The sequence below is a fragment of the Armatimonas sp. genome (assembly GCF_043757465.1).
Classification (GTDB): domain Bacteria; phylum Armatimonadota; class Armatimonadia; order Armatimonadales; family Armatimonadaceae; genus Armatimonas.
The window spans coordinates 1-17,681 of the sequence record NZ_JAYVPL010000156.1; the positions used below are offsets into that span (position 1 = coordinate 1).

The 17,681-nt window shown below is 60.1% G+C and carries 18 protein-coding genes; 8 read left to right on the top strand and 10 right to left on the bottom strand.

Translation table 11 applies throughout. The annotated features are described in order from the left end of the window. Window positions 1-247 precede the first annotated feature (247 nt). The 6 genes from ACH2ED_RS21385 to ACH2ED_RS21410 form a co-directional block, all read right to left on the bottom strand. Window positions 248-472: a hypothetical protein gene (locus ACH2ED_RS21385; RefSeq protein WP_395094760.1), complete on the bottom strand. Its 225-nt coding sequence runs from the start codon at window positions 470-472 to the stop codon at window positions 248-250. A 27-nt stretch (window positions 473-499) separates the two neighbouring features. Then, window positions 500-1,615 carry an iron-containing alcohol dehydrogenase family protein gene (locus ACH2ED_RS21390; RefSeq protein ID WP_395094761.1) on the bottom strand — a complete coding sequence of 372 codons (1,116 nt, stop codon included), beginning with the start codon at window positions 1,613-1,615 and terminating at the stop codon, window positions 500-502. A 3-nt stretch (window positions 1,616-1,618) separates the two neighbouring features. After that, window positions 1,619-2,491 (bottom strand): phytanoyl-CoA dioxygenase family protein, encoded by an 873-nt coding sequence (locus tag ACH2ED_RS21395; protein WP_395094762.1) that lies wholly within the window; start codon window positions 2,489-2,491, stop codon window positions 1,619-1,621. Window positions 2,492-2,501: 10 nt separating this feature from the next. Further along, a complete protein-coding gene (locus tag ACH2ED_RS21400) occupies window positions 2,502-3,212 on the bottom strand; it encodes a DUF1559 domain-containing protein (RefSeq protein WP_395094763.1) in 711 nt (236 codons plus the stop codon). Window positions 3,213-3,309: 97 nt separating this feature from the next. Then, a complete protein-coding gene (locus ACH2ED_RS21405) occupies window positions 3,310-3,933 on the bottom strand; it encodes a DUF6483 family protein (protein WP_395094764.1) in 624 nt (207 codons plus the stop codon). 3 nt (window positions 3,934-3,936) lie between these two features. After that, entirely contained in the window at window positions 3,937-4,728 is a 792-nt protein-coding gene (locus tag ACH2ED_RS21410) for an ABC transporter permease (protein ID WP_395094765.1), read from the bottom strand. Window positions 4,729-4,767: 39 nt separating this feature from the next. Here ACH2ED_RS21410 and ACH2ED_RS21415 point away from each other — a divergent pair, with 39 nt between their 5' ends. Continuing rightward, window positions 4,768-5,196 (top strand): hypothetical protein, encoded by a 429-nt coding sequence (locus ACH2ED_RS21415; RefSeq protein ID WP_395094766.1) that lies wholly within the window; start codon window positions 4,768-4,770, stop codon window positions 5,194-5,196. Here the strand turns inward: ACH2ED_RS21415 and ACH2ED_RS21420 are convergent. The 3 genes from ACH2ED_RS21420 to ACH2ED_RS21430 are packed head-to-tail and all read right to left on the bottom strand — an operon-like array spanning window position 5,175 to window position 7,389. Beyond that, window positions 5,175-6,131: a hypothetical protein gene (locus ACH2ED_RS21420; protein WP_395094767.1), complete on the bottom strand. Its 957-nt coding sequence runs from the start codon at window positions 6,129-6,131 to the stop codon at window positions 5,175-5,177. The two genes, ACH2ED_RS21415 and ACH2ED_RS21420, sit on opposite strands and share 22 nt — an antisense overlap. Next, window positions 6,128-7,006 (bottom strand): acyl-CoA dehydrogenase family protein, encoded by an 879-nt coding sequence (locus tag ACH2ED_RS21425; protein WP_395094768.1) that lies wholly within the window; start codon window positions 7,004-7,006, stop codon window positions 6,128-6,130. Before ACH2ED_RS21425 ends, ACH2ED_RS21420 begins: the two co-directional genes overlap by 4 nt. Next, window positions 7,003-7,389 (bottom strand): hypothetical protein, encoded by a 387-nt coding sequence (locus ACH2ED_RS21430; RefSeq protein ID WP_395094769.1) that lies wholly within the window; start codon window positions 7,387-7,389, stop codon window positions 7,003-7,005. The genes ACH2ED_RS21425 and ACH2ED_RS21430 overlap by 4 nt, the downstream gene beginning before the upstream one ends. Window positions 7,390-7,480: 91 nt before the next feature. Between ACH2ED_RS21430 and ACH2ED_RS21435 the strand changes: the two genes are divergently transcribed. Continuing rightward, window positions 7,481-9,877: a VIT and VWA domain-containing protein gene (locus ACH2ED_RS21435; protein ID WP_395094770.1), complete on the top strand. Its 2,397-nt coding sequence runs from the start codon at window positions 7,481-7,483 to the stop codon at window positions 9,875-9,877. On the opposite strand, the gene ACH2ED_RS21440 is transcribed toward ACH2ED_RS21435, so the two are convergent. Further along, entirely contained in the window at window positions 9,816-12,572 is a 2,757-nt protein-coding gene (locus tag ACH2ED_RS21440; RefSeq protein WP_395094771.1) for a hypothetical protein, read from the bottom strand. The two genes, ACH2ED_RS21435 and ACH2ED_RS21440, sit on opposite strands and share 62 nt — an antisense overlap. 38 nt (window positions 12,573-12,610) lie before the next feature. Here ACH2ED_RS21440 and ACH2ED_RS21445 point away from each other — a divergent pair, with 38 nt between their 5' ends. Genes ACH2ED_RS21445 through ACH2ED_RS21470 form a run of 6 tightly spaced genes read left to right on the top strand, consistent with a single transcriptional unit; the run spans window position 12,611 to window position 17,677 of the window. Further along, window positions 12,611-13,807 (top strand): PQQ-binding-like beta-propeller repeat protein, encoded by a 1,197-nt coding sequence (locus ACH2ED_RS21445; protein ID WP_395094772.1) that lies wholly within the window; start codon window positions 12,611-12,613, stop codon window positions 13,805-13,807. After that, window positions 13,804-14,652, top strand: coding sequence for a prepilin-type N-terminal cleavage/methylation domain-containing protein (locus ACH2ED_RS21450; protein WP_395094773.1), 849 nt, complete (start codon window positions 13,804-13,806; stop codon window positions 14,650-14,652). The genes ACH2ED_RS21445 and ACH2ED_RS21450 overlap by 4 nt, the downstream gene beginning before the upstream one ends. 55 nt (window positions 14,653-14,707) lie before the next feature. Next, window positions 14,708-15,973 (top strand): glycosyltransferase family 4 protein, encoded by a 1,266-nt coding sequence (locus ACH2ED_RS21455; RefSeq protein ID WP_395094774.1) that lies wholly within the window; start codon window positions 14,708-14,710, stop codon window positions 15,971-15,973. A gap of 4 nt (window positions 15,974-15,977) precedes the next feature. Then, the gene (locus ACH2ED_RS21460; RefSeq protein ID WP_395094775.1) at window positions 15,978-16,193 is read left to right on the top strand and encodes a prevent-host-death protein; all 216 of its coding nucleotides are present in this window, start codon (window positions 15,978-15,980) and stop codon (window positions 16,191-16,193) included. Beyond that, window positions 16,193-16,579, top strand: a complete 387-nt coding sequence (locus tag ACH2ED_RS21465; RefSeq protein ID WP_395094776.1) for a type II toxin-antitoxin system VapC family toxin — start codon at window positions 16,193-16,195, stop codon at window positions 16,577-16,579. The genes ACH2ED_RS21460 and ACH2ED_RS21465 overlap by 1 nt, the downstream gene beginning before the upstream one ends. A gap of 3 nt (window positions 16,580-16,582) precedes the next feature. Then, on the top strand, window positions 16,583-17,677 hold the full coding sequence (locus ACH2ED_RS21470; protein ID WP_395094777.1) for an aspartyl protease family protein: 1,095 nt from the start codon (window positions 16,583-16,585) through the stop codon (window positions 17,675-17,677). Window positions 17,678-17,681: the final 4 nt, after the last annotated feature.

Sequence of the window (17,681 nt, forward strand, 5' to 3'; positions counted from 1 at the left end):
GAGCCGAAACCCTAGAAGAAGTGGGCATCCTGAGAGATGCCCACACGTTCCATGCGGTCACGGAGCAAGCTCCGGGGAATGTACCCGTACGCTATTCACAATTATAGATGCGCTGGCCCTGTCCACTAAGGCAGGAAATGAGATCCTTCTCTCAGAAACAATGAGTGTTAACGATAGAATGGGACGAGGCCGCCGAGGAGCATCTTCAGGGCCAACGAGAGAATACGAAAAACGCTCCCGGCTAAGTTCAGGCATTCGTACGATGCTCCTCAAGTAGCTCTTCCATGGCAAGAGCCACCGCCTCGCTACCGTCTATTGGTGACCAAACTTCATAGACTCCCGAAACCTCTGAGAGAGAAACCGCTGCTGGCTTGTCATAACTTTCCAGATCGGCAACAAGAAACTGGACAACTTCAAACTTTTCTTTGCGCGTCAGTTGTTTTAATGTGGGTAAGACTTCAAGAAGGGGCATTCTCTACCTCCAATCTATTTTATCGTGCTACCAGCAGGCTTCCAGGACTTCGCGGACATCGCTCTCGGTGACGGTGCGAGGGTTGGCTTTGGTGGAGCCGCTGACCATGGTCTCGGCGATGATGGCATCGAAGTCGGAGCGTTGCAGGCCAAGATCGGAGAGGTGGCGTGGGATGGAGAAGTCGTCGAGCCACTGTTCGGCGAAGGCGGCGAGGTCTTCGCGGGGCGCTCCCAGTCCGATGGCGAGGTCACTGTAGCGATCCAAGTCGGCTCCGAGATTGAAGCGAATCACCGGCGGGAGGAGGAGTGCACAGAGCAGACCATGCGCGGCTCCGGTGCGAGCGCCGACCGGGTGCGCGATGCCGTGTACCAGCCCGAGACGCGCAGTATTGAGCGCCATCCCAGCGCAATAGCTCGCAATCAGCATGCGCTCGCGGGCTTCGAGGCTCTCGCCGTCGCGGAAGGCGGCGGGCAGCCACTCGGCGATGTCAAACGCGGCTTGCAGCGCCAGCGGATCGGTGAGCGGGTTGGCTCCCCGGCTGACATACGCTTCGACAGCCTGTACAAACGCATCCATGCCCGAGTACGCCGTGACATAGGGCGGGCAGGAAACACTGAGTGTGGCATCGAGGATCACGGTGCGTGGGAGCATCGCCCCGCCCCGGATGCTCGCTTTCTTGGGAGTCGCGCCCCGCTTGTCGGTATAGACGCCCACCCAAGTGGCCTCGGAGCCCGTGCCCGCTGTCGTGGGCATTGCAAGGATCGGGAGCGCCCCCGAAGTCTGCTCCGGCACGGCGAGTTTACCGTCGAAGTAGTCGTAGATTGTGCTCGGAAGTGCGGCGGCCTTGGCGACATCCAGCACGCTCCCGCCCCCTATCGCAATCACCGAGTCGCAGCCGTGGGCGGCAGCTTGCGCGGCGGCGCAGTCGGCAAGGCTTGGCTCGGGTGGCACACCAAGATGAACTTTGGCATTGGGAAGCGTCGCGAGAATCTTCGCCAGCATCCCCGACGCTTCCAGACTCTTGCCACAGACCAGCAGCGGCTTCATGCCCAGCAGCGCCGCCTCGCTCGCCAGCCGCCCGTCGGTAGCCGCGCCCGACGCGCAGAGTACTTTTCCGGGTGTAATAAACGTAAACGTGTGCATACCCTACATTGTACGGTGTGCCGACTTGGTTGGGGCGGGCTTGGCCAGCGCCTCGGCCCAGGCGGCGTCCCAGGTGGCGTAGTCTGTCTCGACCGTGCTCGGGTCGGCCTCGCTACGTACCACAAACGACGGCTGCCACGGGCGGCCTGTGGGCGTTCCCGTGGGCTGGTAGCGCAGATCCAGGCTCCAGCGGACGGTGTCCGTGAGGTTGGGGGTCGAGTGATGCGGCGTGCAGCGGTGCATGAAGACCACGCCGCCTTTCTTGACCGCAGCGATCAGTGGCGCAACTTCGGGCAGAGCATCGGGGCGGATGGTCGCGCCGCCCGCACCACCGATGTGGGGGAGCACGCCCTGTTTCCAGACACCAGGCAGGATCTCCATACAACCGTTCTCCACCGTCGCGTCCACCAGCGGCAGCCAGCAGGTGATGATCTCGCTGTGATCCGCCTCTTCCCATGTCACGGCAGCATCCTGGTGCCACGGCACATTGAAGTAGCTTCCCGCACTCGTGTCGGCCACTTTCCCACGCAGGTGCTGGATGGGGCTTGCAATCAGCTCGGGCGTCCCAAGAAGCTGCTGCACCGCGTCTAGTAGATTCTGGCAGCGCAGAAACGCGAAAAACTCCGGCAGGCGCGCGTTCATCACGTCCATACCACGCTCGATATTCTTATTTTGGGTGTGGAAGCGGGCAAACCGGCGCTCGAACGGCTCGTTGCTTGCTTGGTCTGGGATTGCTAGCTCCTGCGCCTTCGCCTCGATCCAGCGCGTGTAGCCCTCGATCACTGGAGCGAGATCGGAGTCGTCGAGTACCCCCTCGGCCACTAAAACACCGTCGGTTTTAAACTGCGCAATCTGCGCCTCGGTTAGTCTTGCCATCACTAAAAACTTACGGCCCTGTTAGCACATTGAAGAAGGTAGAAATCGGTCCATCGGCTTGCGGCCAAACAAGTCCCGTCGGCCAAACAACTCGGGTGTTAGTGCCGACGAACCACTTCGCATGCCCATCACAGAAAGCGATATTCATTCCCAAATTATGCCGTGCTTCGGGAACAAAACGCTGATCTATATTGGATGGTGACTTGAACGGAATCAGGCGATCCACTTCCCCAAAGACCTCACCAAATGCCAGACAGTCAGAGGGCTTGGCGACAGAGGCAAGTGGAACCCCCGTACCTGTGGCCAGCCACCAGTTAAAGCCAAAGCCTCGGCGGAAGCCACGCGCATCACGAGAAGGGGCTTTACTGGGGCACTGGTAGAACGGCAGCTTCGCACAGAACAGATCGGGGCGCGTAGACGCCAGCGCGGCATTGATCTGGGTGGCTAGATTGGTATCGCCGGTCTTGATGTAGGGGATTAAGTCAACCGTCCAGTCGCGGGAAATGCCAGGGTTCGTAAACCCCATGGACATGGTCTCATCGTAGTCCTGGGCATACATCATCATGGCGACGCCAATTTGCTTGACATTGGACATGCAAGAAATAGCACGGGCTTTCTCACGGGCTTGCGCAAAAACGGGAAAGAGAATGGCAGCAAGAATCGCGATAATGGCGATCACAACTAAGAGTTCAATCAAAGTAAAAGCAGAACGTCGCTTCATAAATTTCGTCTCCTCAAAGAGCATACTATCCGAGTGGTTTTGCACCATCGGACGGTGTACATTATAGGACATCTTGCCCTTGCAAGCAAGGCAACACTTATCCCAGCTCGGTGAGGGCGTTTTGTATTTCTTCACGGGGCAGATTCCCTGCGATAAGCTCAGGGTCAGGGAACTCCAGGAGGCGCAGATAGAACTCCCGTGCGGCGTCCTCGGCGTTGTCCGCGTGGCTGTCTCGCAGATGGAAGTGGTAGTTTTCCGCGCGGGCGTAGAATGTCAGCGCTTCCATCGCGCGGGCGGCTTGCCGGAGGATAGGTGCCGTTGAGTCCGTGGCCTCCACTTCCGCCAGCAAGCTCTCAAACTCACTCAGGTAGTCTTTGGAGCGCAGCGACGACTCCAGCGCGAGAGCTTCGGCATAGAGCAGCAGTGCCTTGCGGCGCGCGACACGCCCCTGAAGGGGATCGGCCTTGGCACGCTGGAGCAAGAACTGCGCCGCGACAAAGGCATTCCCTGCCGTCCGCGTGCGATCACCACCCGCGAACATTCCAAGAAGCGTCGCATCGTCCAGCCGCAGCAGCGTGTCTAAATCAAGCCCCGTCAGATTCCGGCAGGAGCTCCCGAGCCGCTTGAGAACATCGGCTTTATCAAGCTCAATGCCAAAAATCGTCCCGAGCGCCGTCGCCAAACCCTCGATCTGCTGTTGAATATAGCCTTTACGGAGCACTGGCTAGCCGCCTTCTTCTCTAGGGACGTACTCCCGTGTGCTGAAGAAAAACAGAGAGAGTGCCAGAGACAGAACCGTGATAATGCTCACAGTGAGCCAAGCGATCGGCTGCGTGATCGCAAGCGGGTTGCCGCGCAGGAGAATATTGGAGACATCCTCGGTTCCTCCTTGCGCTCCCAGCACCTCTTTTAAGTGCGGCGCCAGTGTCCGCAGGTACGAGAGAATCGAGAGCCGTGCAAAGCCGCTGGGAAAGAGCGCGGCAATGTTCTCCCAGCCAAACCCATAGAGCAGCGCCCAGATCAGCGGCTTGGGCATGAGGGTGGCAAAAAACAGAAAGAGCGAGGAGTAGGCAAGCGCTCCCACCGGGATGATGCGCATGTCGGAGACAATCCGTGCCCACTCGGGCTTCAGGCCATAGACTGCAAAGCCAAGTAGCAAGACAGAGAGCGCGACTGTTACCGTGATCCCCACCCAGGCCCCAATCAGCTTCATCAGGAGCAGACGCCAGCGGGGAACGGGCCGGGTGAGCAAGTAGACAATAGTCCGTCCTTCGATCTCGGCAGAGAGCGCCCCCGTTCCATAGATCACAGAGAGAATGGTGAGCGTGAAGCCAAAGACAAAGTAGGCCGCGAGGGTGTTGTAGGCCTCCGCCGGATCGAACCGATCTCCGGGCACGATCGCGCGCCAGATAATCGCCGCCAGCGCGGGAAGGATCAGCAGGAGCAGCGCCGTGAGGAGCCGTTTGGGTTTCAGCGCCTCAAGAAGCGATGTTTTCAGGATAAAGAGATCGGCCATAGCAGGTGTAGTATACCTTTCGCGGGTATAGTTAATCTCATGGACAGACGCAATCCCGAAGTGTCGGTGCTTATTGAGCGCCTCCAACAGCAGATGAACCGTGCGGTAGATGTTTTCACAGAGGTGGCAGGCGACGAGCCCAGTGCCCACCCTTGCGCAATGCGCGGGAACCTCAACGACTTACTGGCCCACAATGCCGAGCATGAAAAGATGCACTATGGGCAGATCTCTGACCGGCGCTACGCCCTTGGCCTCATCCAAAAATCCCCACGCGAGCGCTATCTGGCGGAGTGGTATCGCGAGCGTGCCGCGCTCATCGCGCTGCTGCTGGATCTTCCTGACGATGCGTTGGATAAAGAGAGCGAGCCCGGCATCACGACCCTACGCAAGATTATCGAGCATGTCCTCCACTGGGACAGATCTTCGGTGGAAGACACGGCAAGAAACTACGGCTCAGGCGGGCAGTAGCCACACATAATCGGTGGGATGGCGGCGACGTAGCCCTCGGGCGGAACGACGGGCCAGCAGTTCTGGGGCGCAGAGGTAGCGATCAGGCAGTGCGTGAACTTGTGGGCATCGCCTGGCTCGACACAGGGGAGTAAGTCCGTACCGTAGTGCCGGTGCGCGCGCAGTGCCCAGCCCGGCTCGCCATAGACCGAATGGTTTTTCTGGAGCGCCTGCGTGAGCGCGAGCAGCCCGACCGTCGGAACTTCGGCGCGAAAGGTGGCGAGCAGGCGCGGCCAATAGTCCAGAGCGCAGGGGCGAACACACGGAATTCCCTGGCACAGATTTGTGCCCGCCGGGCCATCGGGATCGTCCACGCCATCCACCATGATCCCTCGCTCACACTCCGGGCAGAGGATCGGAATAATTTCGAGGCTTGGGACAGCGGCGCGCACCGCCTGGAAAAACGCCAGCGGGAAGAGAATCTCCGGCTTCTGGTAGGCCGTGGCCGCGATCTTCTCGCCCGGGGCATTGTCCCAGCTTCGGCAGCACAGGTTCCCACAGCCACAGCCCATCGGCGGCCCCTGGATCTCGGAGAGATAGAGCGTGCGGCACCACGGATTGGCGAGAACTCTCTGGGTCACGGTCGCCAGCGCGTGTGCAAACGCCGCCTTCGTGTTCAGCCCAATCCAGCCGCCCACAAGCATAGGATGAGGAAGCCCCTGACCTACCCACTCCCAGTGTTGCGGCGCATGGAGCCACTCGGGGTGCGCCGCTGCCGCGTCGGGGTCGCGGGCCGCTTGCAGCCAGCCAAGCGAGGCCAATCCCGCTTGGGTCGCGGTGGCCACGGCGACAGCGCACGGGAGGCGCAGGTCCCAGGCGATTGCCGTGCACCCAAGAGCTTGTGCCTGGTCAACGGCGACGGTAAAGTGTTCAGGACTTGCCTGGAGTGTTTTCATGAAAGGTCCTCAAATGCGTTGTCAACAATGGCATCGGTCTGGGCCATGAGGCTAAAGACCAGTGCCTCCCGGTAGAGCCGCTCCGCAGGGTGGCCGGTGAGCAGCGAGCCGCCGCCACAGGCCATGCAGGCAAGCCGCGCAAGCCGCACCGAGAGATCTCCTGCGCGGGCACGAAGTACGGGGCCATGTTCCTGTGCGTTTTCGGCCTGAAGCGCAGCGGTGAGCTGCGCAACAAGCTCTTGAGCCTTCGCCAAATCCCCCCGCTGTGATTGCTCCATCAGCCGTAGCGACGCGCGCAGGTTCCCCAGCATCAGAGGAGTCTGGTAGAGCACGCCACGGGCATCGTTTTGCGCTTGAGTTCCCCGTGGCAGCACCGAGACAAACAGGCTCTCCTCCACGGCCACCTCGCGCAGAGTGACTGCCACGGTGTTCGCGCCGCGAATTGCCAACAGGGGCAGTGGTGCGCTGTGCCGAAACTCCGAGCGGTCGTGTGCTGGTACCCAAGCACGCACTTCGGAACCGTCGGGCAGGCGAAAGCCAAGCAGAACCTTTGCAAAGAGATCTGCGCCGGTCAGCCAGGGAACCGTGCCCGAGACTCGCCCCTCGCGCCAGAGAGGGGCGGGGCCATGGGGATTGCGCAAGTGCCCAAACGCCACCCCCGCAGGAGGATCCGGGCAACCCGCGACACGCTGCTGGAGTGCGAGAAAGGCAAAGGCACCGGAGTGCTCCGCAAGGAAAGGAAGGGTCGTGAAAAAGTCGAGCTGAAGATGGAGCCCCCGGCGTACAAACTCCTCCCAGACAGTACGCAGCGCCTCAGGATCGTGGTCCAGTTGAGCGGCTTGTGGAGCCACTAGCTCCGCGACGAACCCCTTCACTTTTCGCGGTGCTGCCAGAGAATCAGCCGCAGGTCGCGCTCCAGCGTGAATGCGGTCACCACCGAGAGAGCAAGACAGGCAATCGTGTAGCCCAGACGAAAGAGGAGTGGGAGCGCCTCGGTGCTCAGCAGCTCTTTGGCAGAGAGCACCACTTGTGTTGTCACCACCACGCGGCACAGGAGCGCCATCCTCGTCAGTAGGGTCATCCGGGGCAGGTTCGCAAACCACAGACACCCAAGTGCCGTCCCCGCCACCAGCAGGAGCGAGAGAGTCGCGGTGAGCAACGCAGCTCCCAGAAACACCACTCGTGCCACCATCTCCAGCGCGAGACTGGCTGTCAGCAAGGCAATGTAGATTCTATTGAGTAGGTTGTACCTCTCCATGGCTGGTATTTTACCTTAGATCGCCCCGGCTATTCACCGTGAACCCTTTGGCGCTCGTTGGGAACCAAAGGCGCAGGAGTAAAAATTCACGATGAAAACAACCACTTCCATTGCTGCCCTACTGGGTATCAGCGTCGCCGCTGGTGGCGCTACCCTCTTGCGGAGCCGCGCACAGAACCTCACCCTGCCCGCACATCGTCCGAGCACCCCTGCCTTGTTCCCAGAGCTAGGCCCAATCTCCACGATGCGTGCGGCACCCGCAATTCCTCAAGAGACACCGGGTTGCCTGCGCATCGAGGACACAAAAGCACTCTGCCCGCTGCGACACACCGCTGTCAAGGCAAACATTTCGGGGATGGTGGCGCGGGTCACCGTGACCCAGCTCTTTGAGGGGCCGCGCGACGGCAGGCCTGTCGAGGCGATCTACACGTTCCCCCTGCCTGAGAACGCCGCCGTGGACGATATGACCATCAAGATCGGCAAAGAGGGCGTGATAAAAGGGACGATCAAGCGACGCGATGAGGCACGCCAGATCTACGATGCCGCCCGAGCGGCGGGTCAGACGGCGGCGCTTTTGGATCAAGAGCGCGATAATATCTTTACGCAGTCAATTGCGAACTTGCTGCCCGGCGAGCAAGTGGCGGTGCAGATCTCTTATGTGATGCCCCTCAAGTACGAAGATGGTCACTACGAGTTCGTGCATCCGCTGGTAGTGGGGCCGCGCTACGGTGCCGCGACGACGAACCAGCCGCTCGGTGTGCGCTCGGGCCACGATGTCTCGGTGAGCGTGAACTTAGATGCTGGCCTTGCCCTGGGAGAGCTGGCGGCGCAGCTCCATGCCGTAAAGATCCAGCGCCTGGGCGAGAGCCGCGCACAGATCACCCTCAGTCCTGCGGATTCCATCCCCAACAAAGACTTTATCCTGCGCTACACCGCAGCCGGGAGCGAGGTTCAAGAGGGTCTGCTGGCAAAGTCAGATGGCAAGGGCGGCGGCCACTTCCTGCTGGTCTTGCAGCCCCCCGCCACGCCACGCCGCGCCGAGGTGACCCCCAAGGAATTGGTTTTTGTGATTGACCAGACCGGCTCGCAGGCGGGTGCTCCCATTGAGAAGGCAAAAGAGACGATGCGCTACTGCCTTCAGAACCTCAACCCCGGCGATACGTTCCAGCTCCTGGGCTTCAACACAGAAGTCTATCCGTGCTTCCCGAAGCCTGTGGCGGCAACCCCACAAAACCTTCGGACGGCACTTGCGTATCTCAACCCGCTCCAGGGTAGCGGCGGCACCGATATTCTCAAAGCGGCGGACTTTGCTCTGCGCCAGCCGGATGACCCGGATCGGCTGCGTATTATCTGCTACATGACCGATGGTTTTGTCAACAATGACCGAAACATTATAGGCTTTATTCGCAACCACCGGGGCAGTGCCCGAATGTTCCCTTTTGGTATTGGTAACTCCGTGAATCGGTTTCTGATCGAGGGAATGGCACGCGAGGGCAAAGGGGTCGCCGATATTGTGGACCTGCGGCAGCCGGGCAAGAACACGGCGCAGAAGTTCTACCAGCGCATCGCCGATCCGCTTCTCACGGAGATCTCGGTGGACTGGGGCGAGCTGGGTGTGGAGACGGGCGAGGTCTATCCCAAGCAGATCCCCGATGTGTTCTCCGCTGCACCGATTGTGCTTAAGGGACGCTACACCAAAGCCGGAACCGGGACGATCACGGTGCGTGGGAGGCTGCGCGGCAAGCCCTGGGAGCGAAAAATCCGGGTGAGCCTTCCGAGTAGCACCGAACCCGGCGTGGGCGAGGCTATTCCCACCCTCTGGGCGCGTGAGAAGATCGCCTCGCTCATGGGCGATGTCTGGGCGGGCGACCTTCAAGAGACCCCTGTGGAGCAAGTGACCCAGCTCGCACTGACCCACAAGCTCATGACCGAGTACACGTCGTTTGTGGCCGTGGACGAGCGTATTCGCAATCTGAGTGGTGAGCACAAGAGTGTGGTCGTGCCCACCGAGCTGCCAGAGGGCGTTTCGATGGAGTCTGAGTCTAGGAAACGATCGCGCTCGAACTACCAGTACAATGGCGGTGCCACCGGAGCGTCCTCAGCGGCTCCCGCGTTCGGGAGGGGCGTGCAGTTCCAGACACGCTACCTAGGTTCTGGCAGTTTCGGCGGTGGCATGAGCGATACCGGGCGTGCCAAGCTGGCTGCGCCCCTCTCCGAAGCCGCTAAGCCGAAAGACACCTTGAGCAAGCTCACGGCAGTGCTTCGGGCGAAGGCCAAGGCACCAAGCTCCTTCCCCGTGAAGATTGTCATCAAGCTCGTTCAGCCCCCCGCCGACGTGCTTGCCCGGCTCAAAGCACTGGGTTTTGTCCCAGGCCCGGAGCTTATGAGCGGTCTGGAGCTTCATGGCAGCATTGATGAGAGCAAGCTCAAGGCACTCGCGGCGCTGACGTTTGTACAGGCGATACGCGAAGATCGTCCCACGCCGTAATGCCATCGTCGTACCAGTCGGTAGCGAGGAGCGGGGGCACCGTGCCCTCGCTCCCTAGCTCCAGGCCACAGCGTGTGGCGAAACGCTGTATATAGTCCACCACAGCACGTGTAAGTTTGGGGCGCTCCTCTGCAGAAAGTGTGCTGTAGAGATTAAATCCCACCAGCTGATCTTCCGAATTCAGTGCCAGAAGCTGCCGCGCCACAATGCGGCCTTTCGTGTCCCGAACATAGAGAACGCGTTTGTTGGCATCGCAGGCATTGGCGACTGTAGAGAAGGCATTGATCCCTCCAAAACTCAGGCAGGTGTCGAAGTAGTTGCCCATCTGAAGAACATGCAGCGGATCGGTTTCGAGGTGCAAGTGCAGCCCGCTCACGCTCTCCCCGTGCGGCGCGCGCCACGCCAGCGCGTCTACACCACGTGCGGTGAGTGCTTCTAAAAAGATGAGATTGGGCCTTTGCCGCAGCGCCCAATCTCGATCGCCATCGAAGTAGGCACGGAGCAGGCGGATCAATAGTCGCCGGTTCTCCGTAATGTCCAGTGTCAGGAGCGCGGCGTTCATCACATTGGGCGTCATCCGCACCAAGAGCGCCCGGCTGCCTAGAATACCGCGCAGCCGGTTTCGATAGACCTCCTCGACGGCAGATGTCAGAGCGGCCCCACGCAAGAGTCGCGCACGCTGTGTCACGGCTTCCTTCACCTCCTCGATAATCGTGCGAAGGAGCGCGGCTTCGTCAGCGAGGCGGGCGAGAACGGCGCTGTGGCGAACCGCGAGCTCCGGACGCGCTGAAAGATACTCCGCCTCCCGTCGCAGACGCTCGGGCAGCGCGAGGAGCTTTGCGATTCCTGGAGGAAGGGGTTCGGTTGCCGCCCACGCAAGATCGGGAAGACCGGGAACATCGGGAACATCGGGTAGAAGACGCGCAATAGACTCCCACTCCTCAGGCAAGCTCTCCACACTCGGGGCGAGCTTCTGTAGTGGCTCCAGCGCCTCCAGCCCCAGTCGAAGTGCTTCCCCTAGCTGGGCCATACGCTCCACGGCACGGCGTGGCTGCTGCTCCATAAGCTCGCAAAAGAGAGGAGCCAGCGCGGGGAAGCGGGGCAGCTGTGCCCCAAACCGATAGGCAGCCTGGAGAGGTACCCAGTCAAAACCTATCACCAGGAGCTTCTCCAGAAGATGCACAAAGCGGCTCTCATCGCCCTCTGCCAGCCGGAAGGCGAGCTGCACTTTTTCGGCATCACAGCACTCGACTTTCTTGTACAGCTCAATCGCCAGCAGGAGCCAGGAATCAGGCAAGTACCCCAGGGTGCCCATAAACTCCCGAACATGCCAGAGCTGCGTGCCAGGAAGCTCGATCAGTGGCAAGAGTAGTGTCAGGCGCGGCGCGAGCTGGGGCAATTGCCGACGTACTTCCCGTGTCTCGCTCTGGCAGTTCCAGAGGATCGCCGCCAGCAAAAGCCCTCCGACAGGCGCACTCTGGGCGCGAATGACACGGAGCGCCTCGCCAAAATCGGCACGGAACTCCGCAACACTGCGGTACTTTTGAAGCACGTCCGAGAGATCACTGTCCAGCCCCGGAAACTCCTCGTAGAGTGCCCAGGCCAGTCGGTAGAGCTCAGGCTCCGCTGCCACGAAGCGCAGCCGCCAGAGCTTGTCCGCACGGAGCGCTTTCTCAGCGAGCTCCGCATCCTGGCAGTACGAAAAAATCTGATAGAGGCTCTCGACAGCCACATGACGCTCCTGCCGCCAGAGCTGCGCCTTGCGCTGGATTGCGTCCTCACGATTCTTTCCCCACAGACGGTTCTTCACTGTCAGCTCTGGGTGAGGCCAGAGTAGAGCAGCACAGCGCACCAGCAGTGCAAGCCACACCGCGGAGTCGTCCCGCTCCAGCACCAAGGCGAGGGCGTCGTGCATCCCGGGAGCACGGCGCACGAGCGGGCCACTATCCTCCTCACCCGTGGGAAGCACTTCCCGTTGGTGGAGAGTCTCCGCCAGCTCCAGCGCCACCGCGACACTTGCAAACGGCACACGCATCAGGCAAGTGGATAGAGCAGTGCTGCGAAACAGATAGCTCCGGGCGCTGACCTGCTCTAGAAGGCAAGCAATCGCGTCCGCCGAGAGCCCCCCCCGCACTTCGGCGCGCAGTTTTGTAGGGGTGAGCATCAGAATCGGCAGCTCACCCAGAAACGCAACCGGAAATCCCGGCTGTTGTGCAAGAAGACGCGCCGTCAGGTCGGGATGACTCGGAAGCTTTCGTGCTCCCTGACAGACCGTGATCATCAAGCCTAGGAGCGGCTGCGCGTCCTCTGGCGTGAGGGGATCGGCGGCGAGGCGCTGAAGCTCCGGAAGTGCAGCTTGCCCCTGCTTTGCCACAAGCTGGCTCGGCGAGCACGGCAGCGCGTCTTCGCAGAGCGCTTCGGCCAGCAGTAGCACGACTCCACTGGCCTCGGTGAGAGTCAGCAGCCACTTTGCTTGCTCCAGCTTGTGCTGAAGTGCCTCGGTGCTCTGCCCAAGCTGGCGCAGCTCGTGTAGGCGCTTCTGGGTCTTCCAGAGCAACCCGGCATCAGGAACCGAACCGCCCCACGTCAGCCGCCCCCCCTCCCAGTGATATGGCGCATCCAGCCACGCCACTTGCGCACGCAGCACGCGCACCCCCAGATGCACTCGTTTTTGTTCTCGTCTTTTAAAAGCCATGGGAACCTATTTTCTTCTTTATCGTTGAGAAGCGCAATATGCAAAAGAGTCAATCGCTCGACTGGCCCCAGTGGCGCGGTCCGCGCCGTGATGCCCATGTTTCTGGCTTTAAGATTCCCTCCAAGTGGCCGACGCAGTTGAGCAAAAAATGGGCGATCCCTGTGGGCGAAGGACACTCGTCACCGATTATTGTGGGTAATCGCGCCTTTGTGATCGTGCGGCAGGGCAACGAAGAGCACACGCTGTGCCTAGACATGACCACGGGCAAGGCGCTCTGGAAAGACATCGTCGCCGCTCCGTTTGATAGCGTGATCTTCCCCGCGCAGCGCCTGGGAAAATCGCCGCGCTCAACCCCGCTCTGGCACGAGAACAAGCTCTACACGATTGGCGTGAACGGCCTGATGACATGCTTTGATGCCGCAAAGGGCAGTATTGTCTGGCGCAAGGACTTCTCCAAACAGTACCCCATTCCCATGCCCGTCTGTGGCGCATCGCTCTCGCCGCTGATTGATGGCAAGAAGATCTATGTCCACTCCGGCCACGAGGCCACGGGCTCGTTTCTGGCGCTGGATAAAGACACGGGCAAGGAGCTCTGGGCATGGAAAGGCGAGGGGCCAGGCTATACATCCCCACAGCTCGCCACCATCGGCGCGGTTCGGCAGATTATCACCGCCTCGCATAATTTGTGGCTTGGGCTCAGCCCGGAGAACGGAGCGCAGCTCTGGAGCCTGCCGAACCGGCAGAATATGTTCAACCACAACTCCATCACGCCTGTGATCTCTGGCGACACCGTGCTCTGCGGGGCAAACCAGCGCGCGACGTTCGCACTGAAACTTACCCAGAGCGCGGGCAAGTGGGGCACGAGTAAAGTCTGGGAGTCGCGCGATGTCACGATGTCCTCGTCTAGCCCGGTTCTCGACGGCAAGCATGTCTATGTGGTCAATGAGAAGCGGCGCGGGCAGGTGGCGGTAATGGACTTCGCCACGGGAAAAGTGACCTGGGAGTGTCCTGGCAATAAAGGCGAACAAGTCACGATCTTCGATATCGGCCCCCTCTTGCTCGTCTCGGCACAGGGCGGCGAGCTGTTCGTCTACCAGAAGTCGGGTGATACACTAAAAGAAGTGGCCAAGTACGAAGTGGCCGATTCTGCCATGTGGGCGAGCCCCGCAATCTCAGGCAATCGCCTCTTAGTTAAGGGAGCGTCCAGTCTAGCGCTCTGGGAGATACCGACATGAAACGAAAACGTGCCTTTACCCTCATCGAGCTTTTAGTGGTCATCGCGATCATCGCGATTCTCGCCGCCATTCTTTTTCCCGTTTTCGCCCAGGCACGCGAAAAAGCCCGCCAGACCGTCTGCCTCTCCAACATGAAGCAGATCGGTACAGGGATCATGATGTATGCACAGGACTACGATGAAATGTGGCCGATGGGCTCCTATGTTCTCGTCGGAATGGTGACTGCCGTCACATGGCAGGATCTTGTAGAACCCTATGCCAAAGTGGGTGCGGGGGCAGTGATCGTCGCAGGTGCTCCAGCAGTTCGTAAGGAAGTCACTTTCTGGACCTGCCCCAGTATCGGCCCACGCCCTCAGAACCTTCCCGTAAACGCAGCGGATGCTCCGATTGACTTCACGGGCAAGTACACCACAAGTTTCTACTCCAAGGCGGGCAGCTACATCAATAACAGTGCCCTGATGCCGACAATGCACCGCAACGCGCCGACGTTTGGCTGGTTCCCTCTAGGGATTCAAGGAATGGCAGCAGTGGATGCCCCCGCAAGCCGGGTACTCGCCTGTGAAGGAATGGGCTACATCGGAAACACATCGGGCGATGACACAGCGGGTTGTACGGGTGTCGAAGCAGGCTACCCCGCATTCCCAGCACCGACGATCCTTGGGCAAAAAGAAAACTACTGCGCGGGACGTTACCGCCACAGTGGTGGCTCAGTGTATGTCATGGCCGATGGTCATGCCAAGTGGTTCAAGGGTTCTGGAACCTCGTGGCGCGCCATGAGCACCCAGAGTGTTGCCTTCCGCAAATCGCTGGCACCCAACGCACAGGCCTGGTTCCGCGAGGACTGAAGCCCACGCGCAACGCAAGCCCACACGCAACAGAGGCCCGAGGTAAAATAGATCCATGCGTCTGGTGTATCTAACCACGGGAACGGGCAGCTTCTATTGTGGGAGCTGCATGCGCGACAATGCCCTAGTGCTGGCACTCCGTAAGCGCGGCCACGATGCGCTTCTGGTGCCGATGTACCTACCGCTCACCCTAGACGAGGAGTCGGCGGCAGCGGGGACGCCTGTGTTCTACGGGGGTATCAATGCCTACCTGCAGCAGATATCCCCCCTTTTTCGCAAGACCCCCCGCTGGCTCGATAAGCTCTTCGACTCGCCGTCGGCGCTCGCTAGCGCGGGCAAACGCGCGGGAATGACCCGCGCCAGTGAGCTGGGGCCGATGACCCTCTCGATGCTCAAGGGCGAAGAGGGCAACCAGAAAAAAGAGCTGGAGCGCTTGGTCGAGTGGCTAGCAAGCGAGAAACCGGACTGGGTGATTCTCTCCAATGCCTTACTGTTGGGAATGGGGCGGCGGATTCGGGAGGCAACCGGTGCAAAGATCGCCTGCACGCTCCAGGGTGAGGACGGGTTTCTCCATGCACTGGGCAAGCCCTACAGCGAGCAGTGCTGGCAGCTTGTCGGCGAGCGCGGTTCGGAGTTCGATGCCCTGATCCCGGTGAGCCGCTACCATAGCGACCTCATGCAAAAGCGTGCCATGCTCCCAGCGGAGAAGCTGCATGTAGTCTACAATGGCATTGATCTCGCGGGCTACACCGTGCGCTCCAGTCCTCCAAAAGACCTTACCCTGGGCTACCTAGCCCGGATGTACGAGCCCAAGGGACTGGGAACCCTGATCGAGGCGTTCCTCTTGCTCGCGCCGCGTCTGCCACAGCTCAAGCTCGCGGTCGCGGGAGCACAGGTAGGCTACGATCCGACTTATGTGGCGCAGCTCACGCAGAAACTCACGGCGGCGGGGCTGGCTCAGCGCGTGAGCTGGCACCCGAATATCAGTCGCGACGAAAAAATCCGCTTTCTTCAGAGTCTCACCGCCCTCTCCGTCCCGGCCACCTACGGCGAGTCGTTCGGGCTCTACGTGATCGAGGCGCTTGCCGCAGGGGTTCCCGTGGTTCAGCCGCGCCACGGCGGCTTCCCCGAGATTCTCGCACAAACCGGCGGCGGAGTTCTCTACCACCCGCTCACTCCCACCGCCCTCGCAGATGCCCTCGAAACGCTCCTCTCCGACCCACAAGCCGCCTTTGAACTCGGTGCCCAGGGCCAAAAAGCAGTCTTTGAGAAGTTCAGCGTAGACGCAATGGCGGAGGGTGTCGAGAAGGTGCTAAACTAAATTTATGGCAGTCCTTGAAATCACCGAAGAGCAGATTATCAAAGTATTGGAGCAGCTCCTCCCCGAGCAACGAGAACGGATTCTCCACCGCTTCACGGGTGACGGTTTTGAACCCGTCTCCTATTTAAAGAGACCTGTTTTTGGTAGTGGGAAAAAAGAGATCATCAGTATCACCGATGATTTCGACGCACCTCTTGAAGATTTCACTGAGTACATGTAATGCGATTACTTTTAGACACACATGCCTTGCTCTGGTATATCTGGGGTGATTCAAATCTTACAGCAATAGCCAGAAAAGCGATTGAAGATCCTCATAACATAATCTATGTCAGCACTGCGAGTCAATGGGAAATCACTATAAAATACAGTCTAGGAAAGCTAATTCTGAATCTTTCGTTACCAGATTTTCTCGCAAAACGAATAGATGGAAATGGATTTTTGACTCTTCCTATAGAACGCACCCACTTACTCACTCTTGCTTCGCTTTCCATGCATCATCGTGATCCATTCGATCGTATTTTGATAGCACAAAGTATTGCCGAAGTAATGCCCATTATTAGCGGAGATGCGGCACTCGATGCCTATTCGGTTACTCGAATCTGGTAAATCATGCAGACAGGCACTCGTATCCCCGCAATCCATCAAGGAAACTATTTATTTCTCGATGCCCGCGTGGGCGAGCGCCGGGTCGTGCTGTGTCTCGACTCGGGAGCTGGTATTCACGTCCTCACGCCGGAAGCGGCGATCCGGCTGGGGCTGCTGCCACCCGATGCGGTGAAGCGCAGTGTCACGGGCACGGCGGCGACAGTCGCAGCGCAGCAGATTCACCTGTCTCGGCTCTCGGTGAGTGGGACGGCACTGGCAACGACTGAGGCGGTTGCGCTGGCGCTGCCTCCCTCGCTCGGCTGCGATGGTCTCCTAGGCTACCCGCTCTTCGCGCAGTTCGTTGTCACCCTGGACTATGCCGGGAGCACGGTCACTCTTAGTGCGCCAGAGAATTTCGCCACGCCAGCGGGTGCGGTATCGCTCCCGCTCAAGCTCGATGGGAATATTCCCCAGACCCAGATCGAGCTAGACGGGCTAGCCTGCTGGGTGGAGCTAGACACGGGTTCTAGTGGTGAGCTGGATCTCAATGCGCCGTTTGTCGAGACAAATAAGCTACGTGAGCGCTACTCCAAGCGCATCGCCATGCCCACGGGAATCGGAGTGGGCGGCGTCAGCTACGGCGAGGCGGCGCGGGCGGAGACACTGCAGATCGGCCCGTATCGTCTCGCAAAGCCCCTCATCAAGCTCTCACAGCAGAAAAGCGGCGCGGATGCGTCGGCGCGGACAGCAGGGCGCCTCGGCGGCGAGATCCTCTCACGTTTCACGCTCACGTTTGACTACACGCACAAGCGGCTCTACCTCACGCCGAACTCTCGCCTGACCGATCCGTTTGTCTTCACCCGCTCTGGCCTGCTGCCGATCTATGAAGAGTCCACCTGGAAAGTCTTCACCGTTCTGCCCGACTCGCCTGCGAGCGAGGGGGGCGTGACTGCCGACGATCAGATACTCACGGTAGATGGCCGCTCCACCAACAAGCTGACGATCTATACGCTCAGCGAGCTACTCCGTCGCCCTCCTGGCACTCTGATCGTCCTACTACTCCGCGCCCCCAGCGGGCGAACGCGCCGCGTCAAACTCACCCTGCGCGAGCTGTTATAGGGTA